Genomic DNA, 16,594 nt, shown 5'->3' with positions numbered 1-16,594 from the left:
TACGTAGGGGGATGCTTATGAGGAAAAGGAAATGGTTTCTTTTAGTATGTCTAGTCGTCTTTCTTTGTGCAGCCTGTAGTAATGATTCTTCTGACGAGAAAAAATCAGAGTATCGGGTCGTTTATTCAGGTGAGATTAAAACATTAAACTATTTAAAAACCTCTGAAACAAATGAATTTGCTGTAGCTGCCAATTTAGTGGATGGCCTCATTGAATATGATAAGTATGGGATTGTGCAACCAGGCTTAGCGAAAGAATGGTCGTCAAATGAAGATGCGACTGTTTGGATATTTAAGCTACGTGATGATGTAAAATGGGTTACCCATAATGGAAAGGAATATGCAGATTTAGTGGCACAAGACTTTGTGGATGGTTTGCAGTATGTGCTCGATGCAAAAAATGAATCTTCGACCGTCTGGAGTGCCATGGTAGTTAAAAATGGTGAGGCGTTTTATAACGGTGAGCTAACTGATTTTTCAAAAGTGGGCATCAAAGCAATCGATCAACATACGGTTGAATACACGCTAGAGGCTCCTACACCTTATTTTCTGTCGATGTTGAACTATGTATGTTTCTTCCCTGTAAATGGGAAGTTTTTAACGGAAAAGGGCGAGCAATTTGGAACTACACATGAAAATTTCTTGTATAACGGTGCCTATCTATTAGACAAATTCGAACCTCAAAATGAGCGTGTTCTTGTAAAAAATGATACGTATTGGGATAAAGACAACGTGCTGATTGATCGCATTCGGTATAAATATAACAAAGAAGCAGCAACCGTTGCGCCCGAACTATTTTTACGGGGCGAAATCGACACAGCAACGATTCCTACTTCGATCATTGACGAATGGCTGAAGGATGATAAGAAAAAATCCCAAGTACGTCAAACGCAAAATAATTTTTATTCGTATTTTTATGCCCTAAACTTTGACCCGCAATTCGCTGCGGAATATGAACCTGAAAACTGGAAGATTGCCGTTAATAATAAAGATTTCAGAAAATCGCTTTTCCATGGGCTTGATCGTGTATCAGCGATGCTAACGGTGGAACCATTCAACCCTCAAGATTTACTAAGCAATACGATCACACCGAAAAACTTTGTTGATGTTGAAGGAGTCGACTATACACAACTTGATTCATTAGCGGCGATTACAAACAATGATTCTTTTAATAAAGATTTAGCTTTACAGTATAGGGACAAAGCGAAGGCGGCATTAGAAGGGAAAGCGACTTTCCCAGTAAAGGTATTAATGCCATATAACGCCGGAATGCCTGACTGGGCCAATCGTACCCAAGTCATTGAACAACAAGTCGAAAAATTATTAGGTACTGACTATGTGGATATTATCGTTGAAGCAGGTCCTTCGACAGGTTTCTTATCAGAAGTTCGACGCCCTGGTAAATTTGCATTACTAGAAGCGAACTGGGGGCCAGATTATGCAGACCCGTCAACGTATACAGAACCATTTAGTGTGGATGGTACTTACAATAAGCCAGAATTAGCTGAAGGCTATAAGGAAGCAAATGGTCAAACTGTTTACTTAAATTTATTAGAAAAGGCGAAAGCGACAATCGATACGGCCGAGCGTTATAACCTTTTTGCTCAAGCAGAAGCTTTCTTAATTGAAGAGGCCTTTGTTATTCCATACTCTGTAGGTGGTAGCGGTTATGTTGCTTCAAAATTAAATCCATTTGAAGCCCAGTACTCACCATTTGGTGTGACAGCAGAGAAGTTTAAAGGACAGCAAGTGTTAGCAAAGCCAATGAGTAATGATGACTTTAAGAAAGCATTGGCACAGTGGGAGCAAGAACGTGTGGATGCATTGGCGAACGCAGCCAAATAAAAGAAAGGAATAATCATTGCCAAAATGCAATCCGTAGGCGTATAGTGGTGATTTTTTAATATCGAGGAGATGACCGAAAATGCTGATTCGGCATCTCCTTCCTGCTTTTGTAACAGTTTTACTGGAGGGAGGATGCTTAAATGCTTTGGTATGTAGGAAAGCGCTTGTTACAATCCATTGTTACGCTATTTATTATTATCACAATTGTGTTCTCATTACTACGATTAATGCCAGAAGAAGGCTACTTAGGGGCAGCGGCAGAGAAAATGTCACCCGCACAAAAAGAAGTGTATTTAACGAATTTAGGATTACGTGATCCATTGCTTGTTCAATTGGGGAATTTTTATACGGATTTATTGCAAGGTGATTTAGGCAAATCCGTTACATATCGTACGGATGTGCCTGTTGTGACAATACTTGCAGATAAAATCATGTATTCATTGTTCTTTGGGTTAGGAGCAGTTGGCATATCGCTGTTAATCGGTGTACCGCTCGGAATATTAATGGCACAAATGAAGGGGCGCTGGCTGGATCGGTTAGGAACTGGCTATATAGTTTTTGTCGTTGCAGTACCAGCAGCAGTGTATTACTTAGTTATTCAAATGTATATTACAGATATTTTCCGTTTGCCGATGTTGTTTGATGAATATAAGCCAATCACCTGGCTATTACCGCTTACTTCGATGGCATTAGCACCGACTGCTTCCTATGCGATGTGGATGCGCCGGTACATGGTAGATGAATTAAACAAAGATTACATTAAGCTTGCACGTGCGAAAGGCGTGAAAGAGCGTACCTTAATGTTTAGTCATGTATTACGCAATGCTTTTATTCCAATGGCACAATATTTGCCAGCGACGATTCTTTTTACGATTACAGGCTCCATTTATATCGAATCTTTATATTCTATTCCAGGGATGGGTGGATTACTCGTGGATGCTATTCAACGACAGGATAATACGATTGTACAAGGTTTAGTACTAGTTTTTTCATCACTTGGCATTATTGGCTTAATTTTAGGTGATATTGCGATGGCGCTCGTGGACCCACGGATTAAATTAGGTAAAGGGGAGAGTGTGCGCTAATGAGCATGTATACAGAGGAAATCGATCATATATCAGACAAGTCTCGTGCACAACTATTTGACTTTGTAGAAGCGACTGATGGTCAGGCAGAAGACACCGCCTACTCCAATTATTCTTATTGGCGCTCCACTTGGAAATCATTTTTAAAAAATCGAGTGGCTGTTTTCTTATTAGTAATGGTTTGCATTATTGTGGCGTTCACCATTTTTCAGCCGTATTTGCCAGCACAAAAATCTCCGACCGAAATCTATCTCGATGACCAAACGGGATTACAGGCACGCAATATTGCCCCCAATGCCGAGTTTTGGTTTGGTACAAACTCCATTGGACAAGATTTATGGTCCCGAATTTGGGCTGGCACAAGGACCTCGTTAATGATTGGCTGTGTGGTCGCATTGGTGGAAGCGTTTATCGGCATTACAATCGGAACACTGTGGGGCTTTTCTCGTAAGCTAGAAATGCCGATTACACAGCTTTATAACGTTGTAGATAATATCCCGACAACAATTGTCCTTATTTTAATGTCTTATATTTTACGTCCGAGCATTTCTACCATAATCATTGCTATGTGCATTACGGGGTGGGTAGAAATGGCGCGCTTTATTCGAAATCAAATCGTAATTTTACGAGATCGGGAATACAATTTAGCATCGAAATGTTTGGGGACATCAGATTATCGAATTATTGTAAAAAATTTATTACCTTACTTAATCTCAGTTATTATGCTTCGCATGAGTTTAGCGATTCCGTTTGCGATTGGCGCAGAAGTGTTTTTAACATATATCGGTTTAGGGCTACCAATTAGTGAACCATCATTAGGGAATTTAATTAATGAAGGGCGTGTCTTGATGATGTCACCTGATTTTAGGTATCAGTTAATTTTCCCAAGTATTGTACTAAGTATTATTACGATAGCATTTTATATTATTGGGAATGCATTTGCAGATGCAGCAGATCCAAAAAATCATGTATAGAAGGGAGATGATTGTTTGTGAAGCAAATAAATTCCCGTATTTTAACGATTGAAAACTTAGTCATTACATTTACACTACGAGGGCAAGTACTAACAGCTATTAGGGGAATCTCTCTTGATTTATATAAAGGAGAAAGTCTAGCCATTGTTGGTGAATCAGGTTCAGGAAAATCCGTTCTAATGAAATCAATTATGGGCTTGCTCGATAAAAATGGTTCGATTGCCCAAGGTCAAATTATATACAATGGTATGGATTTAGCGCTATTTAACACAGAACAACAATGGTTAACTATTCGAGGAAAAGAAATCGCAATCGTTACACAAGATCCGATGACATCATTGAATCCATTGAAAACGATTGGCAAACAAATTGAGGAATGCGTGGTGTTACACCAAGGGCTCAAGGGCAAAGCAGCTTATACTGAAACACTTAAATTATTAACCGACGTCGGTATTGGTGATGTAGAGAAACGCTACAAGCAATACCCTCATGAATTTTCAGGAGGCATGCGGCAACGAATTGTGATTGCTATTGCGCTCGCGTGTAAACCGAAAATTTTAATTTGTGATGAGCCAACAACCGCATTGGACGTAACTATACAAGCACAAATTTTGCAACTTCTAAAAAGCCTTCAGCAAAAATATAGCTTAACAATCGTTTATATTACACATGATTTAGGCGTTGTAGCAAAAGTTGCGGACCGTATCGCGGTCATGTATGCAGGGGACATACTCGAAGTTGGTCGTACACATGAAGTGTTTTTTAATGGAAAACATCCGTATACATGGGCGCTTCTTTCGTCACTACCACAACTTGGGTTAAAAGGGCAACCGCTTTATTCGATTAAGGGGACGCCACCCAATCTTTTTAAAAAAATTAAAGGTGATGCGTTTGCCCCGCGCAATCCATTTGCTTTAAAAATTGATTACGAAGTACGTCCGCCATTTTTTCAAGTAAGCGATACACATTTCGCGCGCACTTGGCTGTTGGATCCCCGTGCGCCCAAAGTGGAGCCTCCAGCAGCGTTACAAGCTTTTTTTGAAGAAGGGAGGCAGTACGCCAATGAGCGATAAAGAAGTATTATTAGAAGTGAAAAATTTGCACATTGTGTTTGGTAAAGGCAAACATAAATTTGTGGCAATCGATGATGTCAGCTTTCATATTTATAAAGGTGAAACATTCGGATTAGTTGGCGAATCGGGCTCTGGTAAAACGACTATTGGCCGCGCTATAATGCGCATCAATGAAGTAACGAGTGGTCAAATATTGTACCGTGGAAAGAACATTAACGGTAAAATCTCGAAGGATTGGGACAAACAAATAACGCAAAAAATCCAAATGATTTTTCAAGACCCGATGGCTTCACTTAATGAACGGGCAAAGGTGGATTATATTATATCGGAAGGTCTGATTAATACGAAAAACTTTAAAGATGAAGCGGAGCGTCAGCAAAAAGTACAAAACGCACTTTTAGATGTTGGCTTATTACCCGAGTTCGCGAGTCGCTTTCCGCATGAATTTTCTGGCGGTCAGCGTCAACGGATTGGCATTGCACGTGCATTAGTAATGGAGCCAGAGTTTATTATTGCGGATGAACCAATTTCAGCCCTCGACGTATCGATACGAGCGCAAGTGCTCAATTTATTATCGACGATTCAACAACGAAACAACTTAACCTATTTATTTATTGCCCATGATTTATCAATTGTTCGATTTATTACAGACCGTACGGCAGTCATTTATAAAGGCAAAATTGTGGAGTTAGCAGAGACCGAAAAACTTTTTTCTAATCCAATTCACCCGTACACAAGAGCATTGTTATCAGCAGTGCCAGAACCCAATCCGTATAAGGAGCGAGAAAAGGTCGTAGAAATTTACAACCCGTTACAGCATCAATATGAGCTAGCGCCTCCTTCATTTACAGAAATAGAAGAAGGGCATTATGTTTTAGCTAATGAAGAGGAAATAGCCAATTATCGTACATTACGAAAAGTAGAGGTGAGCGAATGATTGTGCCTAAAGCTTTGCTAAAAGGGGATACGATTGGTCTACTTAGTGCTTCTGGTGCTACACCACCAGAAAAGCTAGCTCCCGCCATTGCTAGTATTGAGAAACTTGGTTTTAACGTCATTGTGGGGGAAACATGTCGTGTTAGACATGGATATTTAGCTGGTTCAGACGAACTGCGCGCATATGATGTCAATGAAATGTTCCGCAATCCCCATGTGAACGGCATTTTTTGTATTCGTGGAGGATATGGGGCAACGAAAATTTTACCAAGACTAGATTATGAGATGATACAAGCAAATCCCAAAGTATTCGCAGGCTATAGCGATGTGACTGCACTACATATCGCCTTTAATCAAAAATGTAATTTAGTGACGTATCATACACCAATGCCTTCAACAGAATTTATTCAACAAAATATGGATCATTATACATGGAATTCATTTTTGAATTGTGTGATGGCAACAGATACCATGCCGTTTCTGTTGGAAAATCCTCCACAGCAACCAATGACTACACTCCTAACAGGGACTGCAACAGGTCAACTCGTTGGGGGCAATTTAACATTGATTACAGCGTCACTTGGCACGCCATATGAAATTGATACAAAAGGTAAAATTTTATTTTTAGAAGATATAGATGAGAGTGAGCAGCGTATAGATCGCATGCTGACACAGTTAAAATTAGCTGGGAAGCTTGATGATGCAGTAGGTTTACTATTAGGGGCATGGACAAATTGCGGGCCTGAAAACCCGAAGCAGCCAGAACAGAGCTTATCCTTAAACACCATTTTTAAGGAAATCTTAACACCTTTGAAGAAACCTATTTTATCAAATCTTGCTTGTGGTCACTGTTTACCAACGATGTCACTGCCTTTAGGTCGTATCGTAACCATAGATGCGGAAACGCAAAACATTACAGTGGTAGGGTAGGTGCATGATGCAGCCAACGATTCAACGTATTATACAGGAAGCTCCATATAAAGTGCATATGTTTGTAAAAGATTTTAAGACAAATGACTTTGTTATCAACGAGCGTCTAGATGAAGCTTTTTCCAGTGCTAGCTTAATTAAAGTGCCTATACTCATTGCTGTTTTCGATTATATAGATGTATGCGATATACCTATCAATCAAGTAATAGCCATTAGCCCTAGCGATTGGGTTGATTTTAGTGTGATTAGTGAACAGCGAGTAACATCCTGTACAATCTATGAACTGTGCGTTTGGATGATTACGACAAGTGATAATACTGCGACAAATGTGTTAATTGATGTAATCGGTATGGAAGCGCTAAATAAGTACTTTCATAAAATCGGACTGACCCATACGCAATTACAAAGAAAAATGATGGACTTTGAGCGACTTGCAAAAGGCATTGATAATATAACAACAGCGCGCGATATGGCGCATCTATTTAGCCAAATTTATAGGCAAAATCTGCTATCTCCAGTGTTAAGCCAGCTTGCTATTGATATCTTGTGTCGTCAGCGTTTTCATGAATGCTTGCGCCGTTACATCGTCGATGATGTGACAATCGCCCATAAAACAGGTGGTCTTGATACCGTTGACCATGATGTTGGCATTGTTTACAGTCACGTACAAGATTATGGTATTGGCGTTTTTATCTCAGAGGTCAAGCAAAATGATGTCGCTCGACAATTAATCGGTCGTCTTTCAAAGGTAGTCTATGACAAGATGATAGGAGTGAAAGGAGAGACAACATGAACGCAATTGTCATTGCTATGATGGCTAATCTTTATGCTGAACCCAATCGTCATGCTGAGCTTGTTGATGAAATACTTTACGGTATGCCTGTTCAAATTATAGAAGAATTAGAAAATGATTGGCTGTATGTTCGCACTGCCTATCGCTATGAAGGTTATTGTCAGCGAAAGCATGTCCTTTTCGATGATGCGATTACAAATACTTGGATTCAAAAGGCTCAACATGTTATTGGACAGCGTTTCGCAGATGTTTTACAAGAACCGAAAATACAAAGCACCAAAATCATCACATTGGTAAAAGGTTCTATTTTATACAATGTAGATTCAGACACGACATCAAACACGCCATGGACTGCCGTTCAATTAGCGACGGGCGAAATTGGCTATTTACGTTCACAATGGTTGCATCCTAAAATTGCTGAACATACTTTTGAAGAGCATGCGTTTCGAGAAAATGTTGTACAAACAGCACTAAGCTATATAGCCACACCGTATCGTTGGGGAGGTAAGTCACCGCTAGGCATAGATTGTTCAGGCTTATGTTCGATGGCTTATCTGCTAAATGGCGTAATTATTTTCCGAGATGCTAGAATTGTAGAAGGTTTTCCAATTAAGGAGATAACAATTGATCGTATGCAAAAAGGAGATTTGCTATTTTTCCCAGGGCATGTAGCACTGTATCTAGGGCAGACTCTTTATGTTCATGCCTCACTTGGTGGCAATGAGGTCAATGTCAATAGCCTTGATGAACAACATCCGTTATATCGCCAAGATTTAGCAACGACTATTACCGCAATTGGAAGCTTGTTTTAAATGTATGTAATACTTGAAGAAAAATGGATGCAAAAAAACGAGGCATTTGACGGTAGTTGCATCGTCGAATACCTCGCCTTGTGTATGTTTACCCTAATATTGATAAATATTTAACTGTTGTCCAGCTTCAATATTATCTGAACGTAATTGATTCCATTGTTTAATGGATGTTACTTTAACATTATGCGTCTGTGCGATATGCATCAGCGAGTCACCATCCGCAACTGTAATGGTTTTTTTATTTTTTACAGGGCTGTCGTATTGTTGTAAGTCGTACTTCGCAATTAGACTATTTAACTTTTCATTGTAAGTTGAATCTGTTGCGTAAGAGCCTGTTAAAAATTTTGTCGCATCTGCATAGGATGTTGTGTTGCTTTTAAAGACACCTGTATAAAAATTTTTGTTCCAAGATACACCATTGCGGAGTAATTGGACATAATCCTTCATGGATTCTTCGTAGGAAGGATATTTGCGGAATTCAGCCATCACTGTTGTCAGATTACCAGAGCCATCATCCTCAACTGTTTCAAGTGTCACGGAATCATTTTGAAATTTGCCTTTCATACCAAATAAATTGTTGTTAGGAGTGGAACTAAGACCACTTTGCCCATGCTTACTTTCTAAAATGGCTTGCGCAATCATGACAGATGCATATAAGTCATTTTCAGCACCGAGTTGTCGTGCTGTTTCTGCAATAGAGCCAATAAATTCTTCCACACTTGGGCCTTCATCTACATATTTTTGAACGGCAGTGTCGGTTGGCTTCAATAGCTGAATCAAAAAATAAGTGGAAATACTGATAACAGACGCTATGACAATCATTCCGATTAATAGTTTTTTGAATAATCTCATGTAGTTATAGATGTTGAATCTATGCAACACCTTCCTCCTTTCTTTTCTCTTAAAAAATCGCTTACTCTTTTCATATTGTAAAACAACTAGATAAAAAAAAGCATCGTTTTTCACTAGAATTCATAATTAATACAACGAACTTTCATATGAAAAAGTTTCATATAGCGCGTCTAAGATGTACATGAAACTATAAGTCTATTAAAATCGCTTTGTCCTATTGTTAGTTTAACCGTTTGAATATGTGGAAAGATATACTAGTGGGAAGAACACGGACATTTAATCTATCAAATTTATAAGGAGCTTAGTCAATGATTGCATTTGAGAATGTTACAAAAAAATACGATAATAACCAAATTGCAGTAAATGCCATTAATTTTGAGATACAGAAAGGGGAGTTTTTTGTCATTATAGGCCCTAGTGGTTGTGGCAAGACGACATTACTAAAAATGATTAACCGATTAATTCAATTGACTGAAGGAACAATACGAATTAACGGTAAAAGAATTAGTGATTATAATATTCATGAACTACGATGGAATATTGGCTATGTGCTCCAACAAATTGCACTTTTCCCTCATATGACAATAGCTGAAAATATCGCCATTGTTCCTGAAATGAAAAAATGGGAAACGACAAAAATTCAACAACGAGTTCATGAATTATTAGAAATGGTAGGGCTAGAACCAGCTCAATATAGTGACAGGAAGCCAAATGAACTGTCGGGTGGGGAACAACAACGGGTTGGTGTTGTCCGCGCATTGGCAGCAGATCCCGAAATTATATTAATGGATGAGCCATTCAGTGCATTGGATCCAATTAGTCGAACAAAATTACAAAATGACCTGCTTGAGCTTCAACGTGCAATAAATAAAACGATTGTCTTTGTTTCACACGATATGCAAGAAGCGTTAAAACTAGGGGATCGCATCTGTGTGATGAAAGATGGAGAAATAGTACAAATCGGTACACCAAAGGAAATAATACAAAATCCCGTCAATGATTTTGTTCGAAAATTTATTGGGGTCAAGGAAGATGCATTGAATGTGTTTACCATTCAACAAGTGATTGAACCGTTTGTAGAGGCGAAACATCAAAGTTATGTGATACATAGTGTTGGTGATCAGGCTACTTTACAAGTCATTTTACAACAATTGGCGCACTATGAGTGTCTGGCAGTGAAAAGCGAAGAGGAAATTATTGGAGTTATTACAAGGCAATCAATGTTGCAGTTTTTAGCCAACCATTCCACGGAACGGGGTGAGGCAAATGACTGATTTTTTACATGTGTTGGATGAACGCAAAGGTCAACTCATTGCATCGTTAATAGAGCATATGCAAATATCATTTATTGCCTTATTTTTTGCAGTAGTCATTGCCATCCCACTGGGTATCTACTTAACGCATCAAAAGAAAATAGCGGAAAGTATAATTGGCATTAGTGCAGCCTTACAAACAATCCCTTCATTAGCGTTGTTAGGATTGTTAATTCCGTTACTCGGCATTGGGAAAACGCCTGCTATAATCGCTCTTGTGGTCTATGCCCTCCTGCCCATTTTACGCAATACATTTACAGGCATAAACGAAGTCAATCCGTCTTTAAATGAAGCGGCAATGGCAATGGGGATGAATACAGCAAAAAGATTAGTGAAGGTGGAACTGCCACTTGCAATGCCCGTTATAATGGCAGGCATTCGCACAGCCATGGTATTAATAGTTGGAACGGCTACATTAGCTGCATTAATAGGCGCTGGAGGATTAGGCGATATTATTTTGCTTGGTATTGATCGTAATAATACTTCGCTCATCCTATTAGGTGCAGTTCCAGCGGCCATTTTAGCATTAGTGTTCGATTATCTTTTGAAAAAGCTAGAATCACTATCTTTTAAACGAACAGTTTCGGTATTACTTGCCATTAGTGTTGCGGCTATGATGATGGTTGCAATGCCATTCCTAAACTTTAATAACAAAGCAGATATCGTCATTGCAGGTAAACTTGGTTCAGAGCCAGAAATCCTGATTAATATGTATAAATTATTGATTGAAAATGATACAGATTTAGATGTTCAATTAAAACCTGGACTCGGCAAGACATCCTTTGTTTTTAATGCCCTAAAATCAGGAAGCATTGATATATATCCAGAATTTACAGGTACGGCAATCGCAGAGTTTTTAAAAGAACAAGCGGTAAGTAACGATCAAGTAGCAGTATATCGACAGGCAAAAGAAGGTATGTTGAAGAAATTTGATATGGTTATGCTCAGTCCAATGCAGTATAACAACACATATGCTTTGGCCGTTTCAAAACAACTAGCGGAAGCTTATCAATTACAGACGATTTCTGATATCAAGGCGATGCAAGAGTCGATTAAAGCGGGATTTACGTTGGAGTTCAATGATCGTGAGGATGGTTACGTAGGCATTCAGAAGCGCTATGGGATTGATATTGCCTCTGTTACAACAATGGAACCAAAGCTAAGGTATCAAGCCATCCAATCAGGTAATATCGATTTATTGGATGCTTATTCAACTGACAGCGAATTACGCCAATATGATTTGACTGTATTAGTGGATGATCAACAGTTATTTCCCCCGTATCAAGGCGCGCCATTGTTAAGAAAGGAAACACTTGAAAAATATCCTGAGCTTGAAAAGGTGTTAGGGAAACTGGCCAATCAAATCACGGATGAGCAAATGCGTGAAATGAATTATCAAGTTAACGTGGAAGGGAAAAATAGTGAGGATGTAGCTAGGGCATTTTTGAAAAATGCAGGTTTATTATAAGCATTTGTATGAATCGCGGGTAAAGTGGGTTAATTCGCGGGTAAATCACGATGAATCGCGGGTAAAGTGCGATATTTCGCTGGTACATCCCGCTTTTCCGCGGGTAAAGCGTACGGCTTCATAAGTATTTTATTTTTATGTAAGAAGTTGTTATTTTTTTAGAGCTCCCCTTACAAATCATGTCGTCATATTTTAAAAACGGACATATTATAACGAGATAGGTCAAATAATGATTTTGCTATCGTTCGAGTAAGGAGCCATTGCTAAAACGCAATAGGAAGGGGCTGGGAACGTTGGGTATTGAAAAAGGAAGAAAGCACTTTGTATGCGAAGCGCTATACGATATAAAAGCACTACAGGATATCATAACAGATTTTCATTCAAAATATTATGGTCAGCTTCTTGTAAAAATAATTGGTAGTGATACCATTCCCTTTTTTTTAATAACGCATAATGGAGCACATTTACGATTAATAGATACAGTTAAACAGTTTGAAACAGAGTTTTTTCGTATAGAAGCGATTGATATAGATCGTTGTCGAGGCACTATTTCGCTGTTACGAGCCTATGATTATGAAGGCAATGAAACAAATGTAATTGCTGATGTTGTGAGATTAGAAAGAACATCGACAGAAAAATCAATTGAGTTAGGCAGTATATCAGCTATTCAGTTATTAAATCCAGACTTATTAAAAAAGAAATTTATCATTGAGCCTAAATGGTAAAATAGATGATTTACCTATAAAACTACTAAAATAATTGCAGAACTAGAGCATCTGTCCATATGCAAGCTGCGTAATCTGAATTTAATAGAAAGAGTCTATAGAAAGGAAGATTAACGCATGACAATTATAGGAATGTTGCATCATCGTCTAGATCCTAAAACTGTTATCAAGTCATATGCATATGCAGCAGTTGCAAAAGCAGAAGGAGTAGAATTTTTTTACTTTACACCTAAAAAGGTAAACTTTGACAATCGTACGATCAATGGGCAGGTATTAGAAGATGGGCAATGGCATGAAAGAGTGATGCCCTTTCCAGATGTAATTTATAATGCTGGAAGTCCAGAAAAATTAGCGGTGTCAAAAAAAATAATAGAGAGATTGAAAAAGGAGATTCCGTTTACTACACATTCAATCGGTAATAAATGGAATGTTATGGAGCGACTTAAAGAGGCGAAAGAATTTGATAAATACATTATTCCAACAGAAATAGTAAAAAACACAGATGTCTTTCATAGCTATATAGCCCACCATAAAAAAATCGTATTTAAGCCGATTGACGGCAGGAAAGGAAAAGGAATCTATTTTATTATCAAAATAGGAGACCATTTTGAGGTACGGCAAAATAGCGAGAATCGTATGTACTCAAAGCAACAGTTAAATGCATTAATCCATGAACTTCTTGAAACGGGTACGTTTATTATGCAACCGTATATTCAATCGAAAATGAAATCGGGTCAAGTTTATGATTTTCGTCTACATGTTCAAAAAAATGGGGAAGGTAAATGGGTGGTGACAACAGTTTATCCACGTATTGCACCACATGGCTCAATTATTCCAAACATCAACAATGGCGGTTATACAAATTATTTGGATCCATTTTTAGAGCAAGAGTTTAAAGAAGAAGCCTTTAATATTCGTCGGATGTTGGAACATTTCTCATTATCTTTGGCACGCCATTTAGATGACATTCAGATGACGAAGTTTGGAGAGGTCATTGATGAGATTGGAATAGATGTCGGGCTCGATGCGCAACAAAAAATATGGATCTACGAGGTAAACTGGCGTCCTGGTTGTCCGCCGGCGTTTTACTTAGAATTAGATGTTGTTATCCATTCGATTCGTTATGCAAAGTACTTAGCAGAAACCCAACAACCGATAAAAAAACCAAAAGCAAAACCTGCAACTTCAAACACAAAAACAGTGGTACCAAAACCTACAGATTCAAAACCAAAGCAAGTCGAAGTAACAGCACAATCGAACCATGGAAAATTCGATAAACCAATAATTGCGATTACTGGTAGTGCAGGAAAAACCACATCTAAGGCATTTTTAGGGTCTATATTGTCTAAAAAATGGAATGTATTTGAGTCGAAGGATTACTGGAATACGACTGAACATACTAAAAAACATGCAGAAGAAATCAACGATTCTCACCAAGCCGTTGTGCTCGAATATGGAATGGCTTATCCAGGTATCATTACAAACCACTGTAGCATTATCCAACCGAATATAAGTATCGTTACAAATATTGGACTTGCGCATGTTGGGAATTTTGATGGAGATGTTCGAAAAGTAGCGAAAGCTAAGTCAGAATTAATTCAAGGTATGGATCAGCAAGGGTTACTTATTTTAAATAAAGATGACGACAATTCAAACTATTTATTGACCGATCAATTTAAAGGGAAAATCCTGACTACTGGTATTCACACAGAAGCGGACTATCGAGCATACGACATACAATATAAAGAAAATGGCATGGCATTTAAGATGGAACTGCAAGGTCAGGAAATCCAATTATTTATTCCGATTTTAGGAGAACATCACGTTTATAATGCTCTGAATGCGATCGCAGTTGCAGATTATTTAGGGTTTACGCCACAGGAAATAAAAGCAGGTTTGCATTTTAAAAAGCCGCCAAGAAGGTTGACGGTGTATAACTGCCGCGATCATATAACGGTCATCGATGATACTGTTCACTCCCATCCTCAAGGCGTAAGGGCAGCCCTAAATGTGCTAACAAATGTTAGCAACAAACGGCGTGTGGCAATAATTGGGCAGATGCGTGAGCTAGGTGATTTAAGAGAAGAAGAATATCGCAAATTAGGCGAATTTATTGTTGAACAAGGCATTGATCTTTTAATTACCTATGGCTTTAGGACAGAAGAAATAGGAGCAGCTGCCATAGCAAAAGGCATGGATTCAAACAAGATTTATCATTTTACGAATAAAGATCAATTGCATGCGCTGTTAGAGAAAATAATCGAACCTCATGACACGATTCTTGTCAAAGGTGCTAGTAAAACGAATATGTTTGAAACCGTTAAATTTTTAGACCAAACATTTAAAGCATAACGAGGAAAACCCGAGTAGTTGCCCATTGGATAGGGCAATTACTCGGGTTGATTGTTGTGAACGCAAACAAAGTAAAACGATGTATCCAGCGCGCTATTGCCTAAATTGCTGATAGTAAAGCGGATGAAGCAAAAGCCACATCCGCAACTACAGCATATTTACTAAGAAGATAGATTAAGTTGAAACGATAAGCAGCAATCGCCCCCAAATTAGAGCGCTTTTAATAGAAATTTGATTTCTTTGGCGGCGGTTATAGCATTGGTTTTCGCTTGAGCTAAAGTTTTACCCTCGGCAATGACATAGGCATAGCGATGACCCATCGACAACGGTGGGGTTAACAAGGTTCCTTTTCGCGGTTTTACATATACATCGACAACACCAGGTGCTTTTGTTGCCCTTGTTTTACCAATTACTCTTTCTAACACACCTTTGCTCTCTACTATGACATATTTTGTAAAGATGAATTTTTTATGCCTAGGTTGGACATTTGGTTGTTCCCCTAAAAATAATTTCAGTGTTTCTTCTACTAAACTAAATCCGAAAGCCGCATGTAGCATATTATTCATAGCGCCACCTGAAATTCGAGGGTTAATCTCAATGAGCTTCCATCCTTGTTCTGTTAAACGAAGCTCTAGATGCAATGTTCCATTTTCAATATCAAATACTTTGACAATAGAATGGAGCACTTCTTCAATCCCTTTTTGAATATCAGAAGGTACTTCCGCGAGTATACCATAGCCTGTAATAATAAATCGTTTACCTTGTGTAATCTCTTGTTCAATAATACCGATTGTGTGAACTTGTCGCTTATAGACCATTGCTTCAACTAAGTATTGGGGTCCATCAATATATTCCTCAATCATGATGGTTTCACCAGGGTTTTTATTTTGGAGAAATGTAAGATGTGAATCGAGTTGGTTTTTATCTGTCGCCAGTAGTACGTCTTTTGAACCCGTTGATTTAGGAGATTTAACAATCAATGGAAATACCATGTTATTTGAAAATGATTCATGCGGTTTTTTTAGGAAAAATTTTGGGGAGTATGGCTGATCCTTTAATAGATTTCTTGTTTTCTCTTTATCTTCCATCATTTCAATTGCTGCTGATGAAGTATAGTTTTGGCAAAATTCATCACATAAAATAGAGGCAATATGAACAAATGGATCTACAAAACTAACAATGGACTTTATCTCTAAACCGGTATCAAGCAAATCATGAATTTCCTCTATCATATCTTCTATATTGGAAGTATCGATAAAAATCATTTTATGAATGTCTGGATAGGCTTTTCTCTGTTGTAATTGTTTTTCATTGCTTGTGAACAGTATTGTCAAGTAGCCCAATTTTTCTGCTGCTTTTATCGCTTCACGACTAGACCCAGATTTGTTTGTACCGATAAATATAATTGCCTTCAGTGAAATCACTCCTTCAATTGGC

General features: G+C 38.3%; 14 protein-coding genes. 12 read left to right on the top strand and 2 right to left on the bottom strand.

Translation table 11 applies throughout. The annotated features are described in order from the left end of the window. Positions 1 to 17: 17 nt before the first annotated feature. The 8 genes from LS41612_RS13790 (at position 18) to LS41612_RS13755 (ending at position 8,447) form a co-directional block, all read left to right on the top strand. The gene (locus LS41612_RS13790) at positions 18 to 1,844 is read left to right on the top strand and encodes a peptide ABC transporter substrate-binding protein (protein WP_024363578.1); all 1,827 of its coding nucleotides are present in this window, start codon (positions 18 to 20) and stop codon (positions 1,842 to 1,844) included. Positions 1,845 to 1,984: 140 nt separating this feature from the next. Next, the gene (locus tag LS41612_RS13785; protein ID WP_024363579.1) at positions 1,985 to 2,929 is read left to right on the top strand and encodes an ABC transporter permease; all 945 of its coding nucleotides are present in this window, start codon (positions 1,985 to 1,987) and stop codon (positions 2,927 to 2,929) included. Then, positions 2,929 to 3,903 carry an ABC transporter permease gene (locus LS41612_RS13780; protein ID WP_024363580.1) on the top strand — a complete coding sequence of 325 codons (975 nt, stop codon included), beginning with the start codon at positions 2,929 to 2,931 and terminating at the stop codon, positions 3,901 to 3,903. Before LS41612_RS13785 ends, LS41612_RS13780 begins: the two co-directional genes overlap by 1 nt. Positions 3,904 to 3,920: 17 nt before the next feature. Beyond that, entirely contained in the window at positions 3,921 to 4,976 is a 1,056-nt protein-coding gene (locus tag LS41612_RS13775) for an ABC transporter ATP-binding protein (protein WP_282957535.1), read from the top strand. Further along, a complete protein-coding gene (locus LS41612_RS13770; protein ID WP_024363582.1) occupies positions 4,966 to 5,913 on the top strand; it encodes an ATP-binding cassette domain-containing protein in 948 nt (315 codons plus the stop codon). Before LS41612_RS13775 ends, LS41612_RS13770 begins: the two co-directional genes overlap by 11 nt. Next, the gene (locus LS41612_RS13765) at positions 5,910 to 6,842 is read left to right on the top strand and encodes a S66 peptidase family protein (RefSeq protein ID WP_024363583.1); all 933 of its coding nucleotides are present in this window, start codon (positions 5,910 to 5,912) and stop codon (positions 6,840 to 6,842) included. Before LS41612_RS13770 ends, LS41612_RS13765 begins: the two co-directional genes overlap by 4 nt. Positions 6,843 to 6,846: 4 nt before the next feature. Continuing rightward, positions 6,847 to 7,635, top strand: a complete 789-nt coding sequence (locus LS41612_RS13760; protein WP_233433797.1) for a serine hydrolase — start codon at positions 6,847 to 6,849, stop codon at positions 7,633 to 7,635. Then, entirely contained in the window at positions 7,632 to 8,447 is an 816-nt protein-coding gene (locus LS41612_RS13755; RefSeq protein WP_024363585.1) for an SH3 domain-containing C40 family peptidase, read from the top strand. The genes LS41612_RS13760 and LS41612_RS13755 overlap by 4 nt, the downstream gene beginning before the upstream one ends. Before the next feature lie 93 nt (positions 8,448 to 8,540). On the opposite strand, the gene LS41612_RS13750 is transcribed toward LS41612_RS13755, so the two are convergent. After that, a complete protein-coding gene (locus LS41612_RS13750; RefSeq protein ID WP_227665431.1) occupies positions 8,541 to 9,326 on the bottom strand; it encodes a glucosaminidase domain-containing protein in 786 nt (261 codons plus the stop codon). Positions 9,327 to 9,607: 281 nt separating this feature from the next. Here LS41612_RS13750 and LS41612_RS13745 point away from each other — a divergent pair, with 281 nt between their 5' ends. From LS41612_RS13745 to LS41612_RS13730, 4 genes are all read left to right on the top strand, one after another. Beyond that, a complete protein-coding gene (locus LS41612_RS13745) occupies positions 9,608 to 10,573 on the top strand; it encodes an ABC transporter ATP-binding protein (protein ID WP_024363587.1) in 966 nt (321 codons plus the stop codon). Next, a complete protein-coding gene (opuFB, locus tag LS41612_RS13740; protein ID WP_024363588.1) occupies positions 10,566 to 12,080 on the top strand; it encodes an osmoprotectant update ABC transporter permease/substrate-binding subunit OpuFB in 1,515 nt (504 codons plus the stop codon). Before LS41612_RS13745 ends, opuFB begins: the two co-directional genes overlap by 8 nt. A gap of 293 nt (positions 12,081 to 12,373) precedes the next feature. After that, entirely contained in the window at positions 12,374 to 12,805 is a 432-nt protein-coding gene (locus LS41612_RS13735; protein ID WP_024363589.1) for a hypothetical protein, read from the top strand. Positions 12,806 to 12,922: 117 nt separating this feature from the next. After that, positions 12,923 to 15,157 carry a YheC/YheD family protein gene (locus tag LS41612_RS13730; RefSeq protein WP_024363590.1) on the top strand — a complete coding sequence of 745 codons (2,235 nt, stop codon included), beginning with the start codon at positions 12,923 to 12,925 and terminating at the stop codon, positions 15,155 to 15,157. A 209-nt stretch (positions 15,158 to 15,366) separates the two neighbouring features. Here the strand turns inward: LS41612_RS13730 and LS41612_RS13725 are convergent, their stop codons facing one another. Continuing rightward, a complete protein-coding gene (locus LS41612_RS13725; protein WP_024363591.1) occupies positions 15,367 to 16,572 on the bottom strand; it encodes an ATP-grasp domain-containing protein in 1,206 nt (401 codons plus the stop codon). Positions 16,573 to 16,594: the final 22 nt, after the last annotated feature.

Source organism: Lysinibacillus sphaericus (assembly GCF_002982115.1).
Classification (GTDB): Bacteria; Bacillota; Bacilli; order Bacillales_A; family Planococcaceae; genus Lysinibacillus; species Lysinibacillus sphaericus.
This window is presented reverse-complemented; position numbering and strand designations above follow the sequence as displayed.

Coding starts and splice junctions, on each gene's coding strand:
- LS41612_RS13730 (WP_024363590.1), top strand. CDS start 12,923: ATGACAATTATAGGAATGTTGCATCATCGTCTAGATCCTAAAACTGTT.
- LS41612_RS13765 (WP_024363583.1), top strand. CDS start 5,910: ATGATTGTGCCTAAAGCTTTGCTAAAAGGGGATACGATTGGTCTACTT.
- LS41612_RS13770 (WP_024363582.1), top strand. CDS start 4,966: ATGAGCGATAAAGAAGTATTATTAGAAGTGAAAAATTTGCACATTGTG.
- LS41612_RS13760 (WP_233433797.1), top strand. CDS start 6,847: ATGATGCAGCCAACGATTCAACGTATTATACAGGAAGCTCCATATAAA.
- LS41612_RS13790 (WP_024363578.1), top strand. CDS start 18: ATGAGGAAAAGGAAATGGTTTCTTTTAGTATGTCTAGTCGTCTTTCTT.
- LS41612_RS13745 (WP_024363587.1), top strand. CDS start 9,608: ATGATTGCATTTGAGAATGTTACAAAAAAATACGATAATAACCAAATT.
- opuFB (WP_024363588.1), top strand. CDS start 10,566: ATGACTGATTTTTTACATGTGTTGGATGAACGCAAAGGTCAACTCATT.
- LS41612_RS13785 (WP_024363579.1), top strand. CDS start 1,985: ATGCTTTGGTATGTAGGAAAGCGCTTGTTACAATCCATTGTTACGCTA.
- LS41612_RS13780 (WP_024363580.1), top strand. CDS start 2,929: ATGAGCATGTATACAGAGGAAATCGATCATATATCAGACAAGTCTCGT.
- LS41612_RS13755 (WP_024363585.1), top strand. CDS start 7,632: ATGAACGCAATTGTCATTGCTATGATGGCTAATCTTTATGCTGAACCC.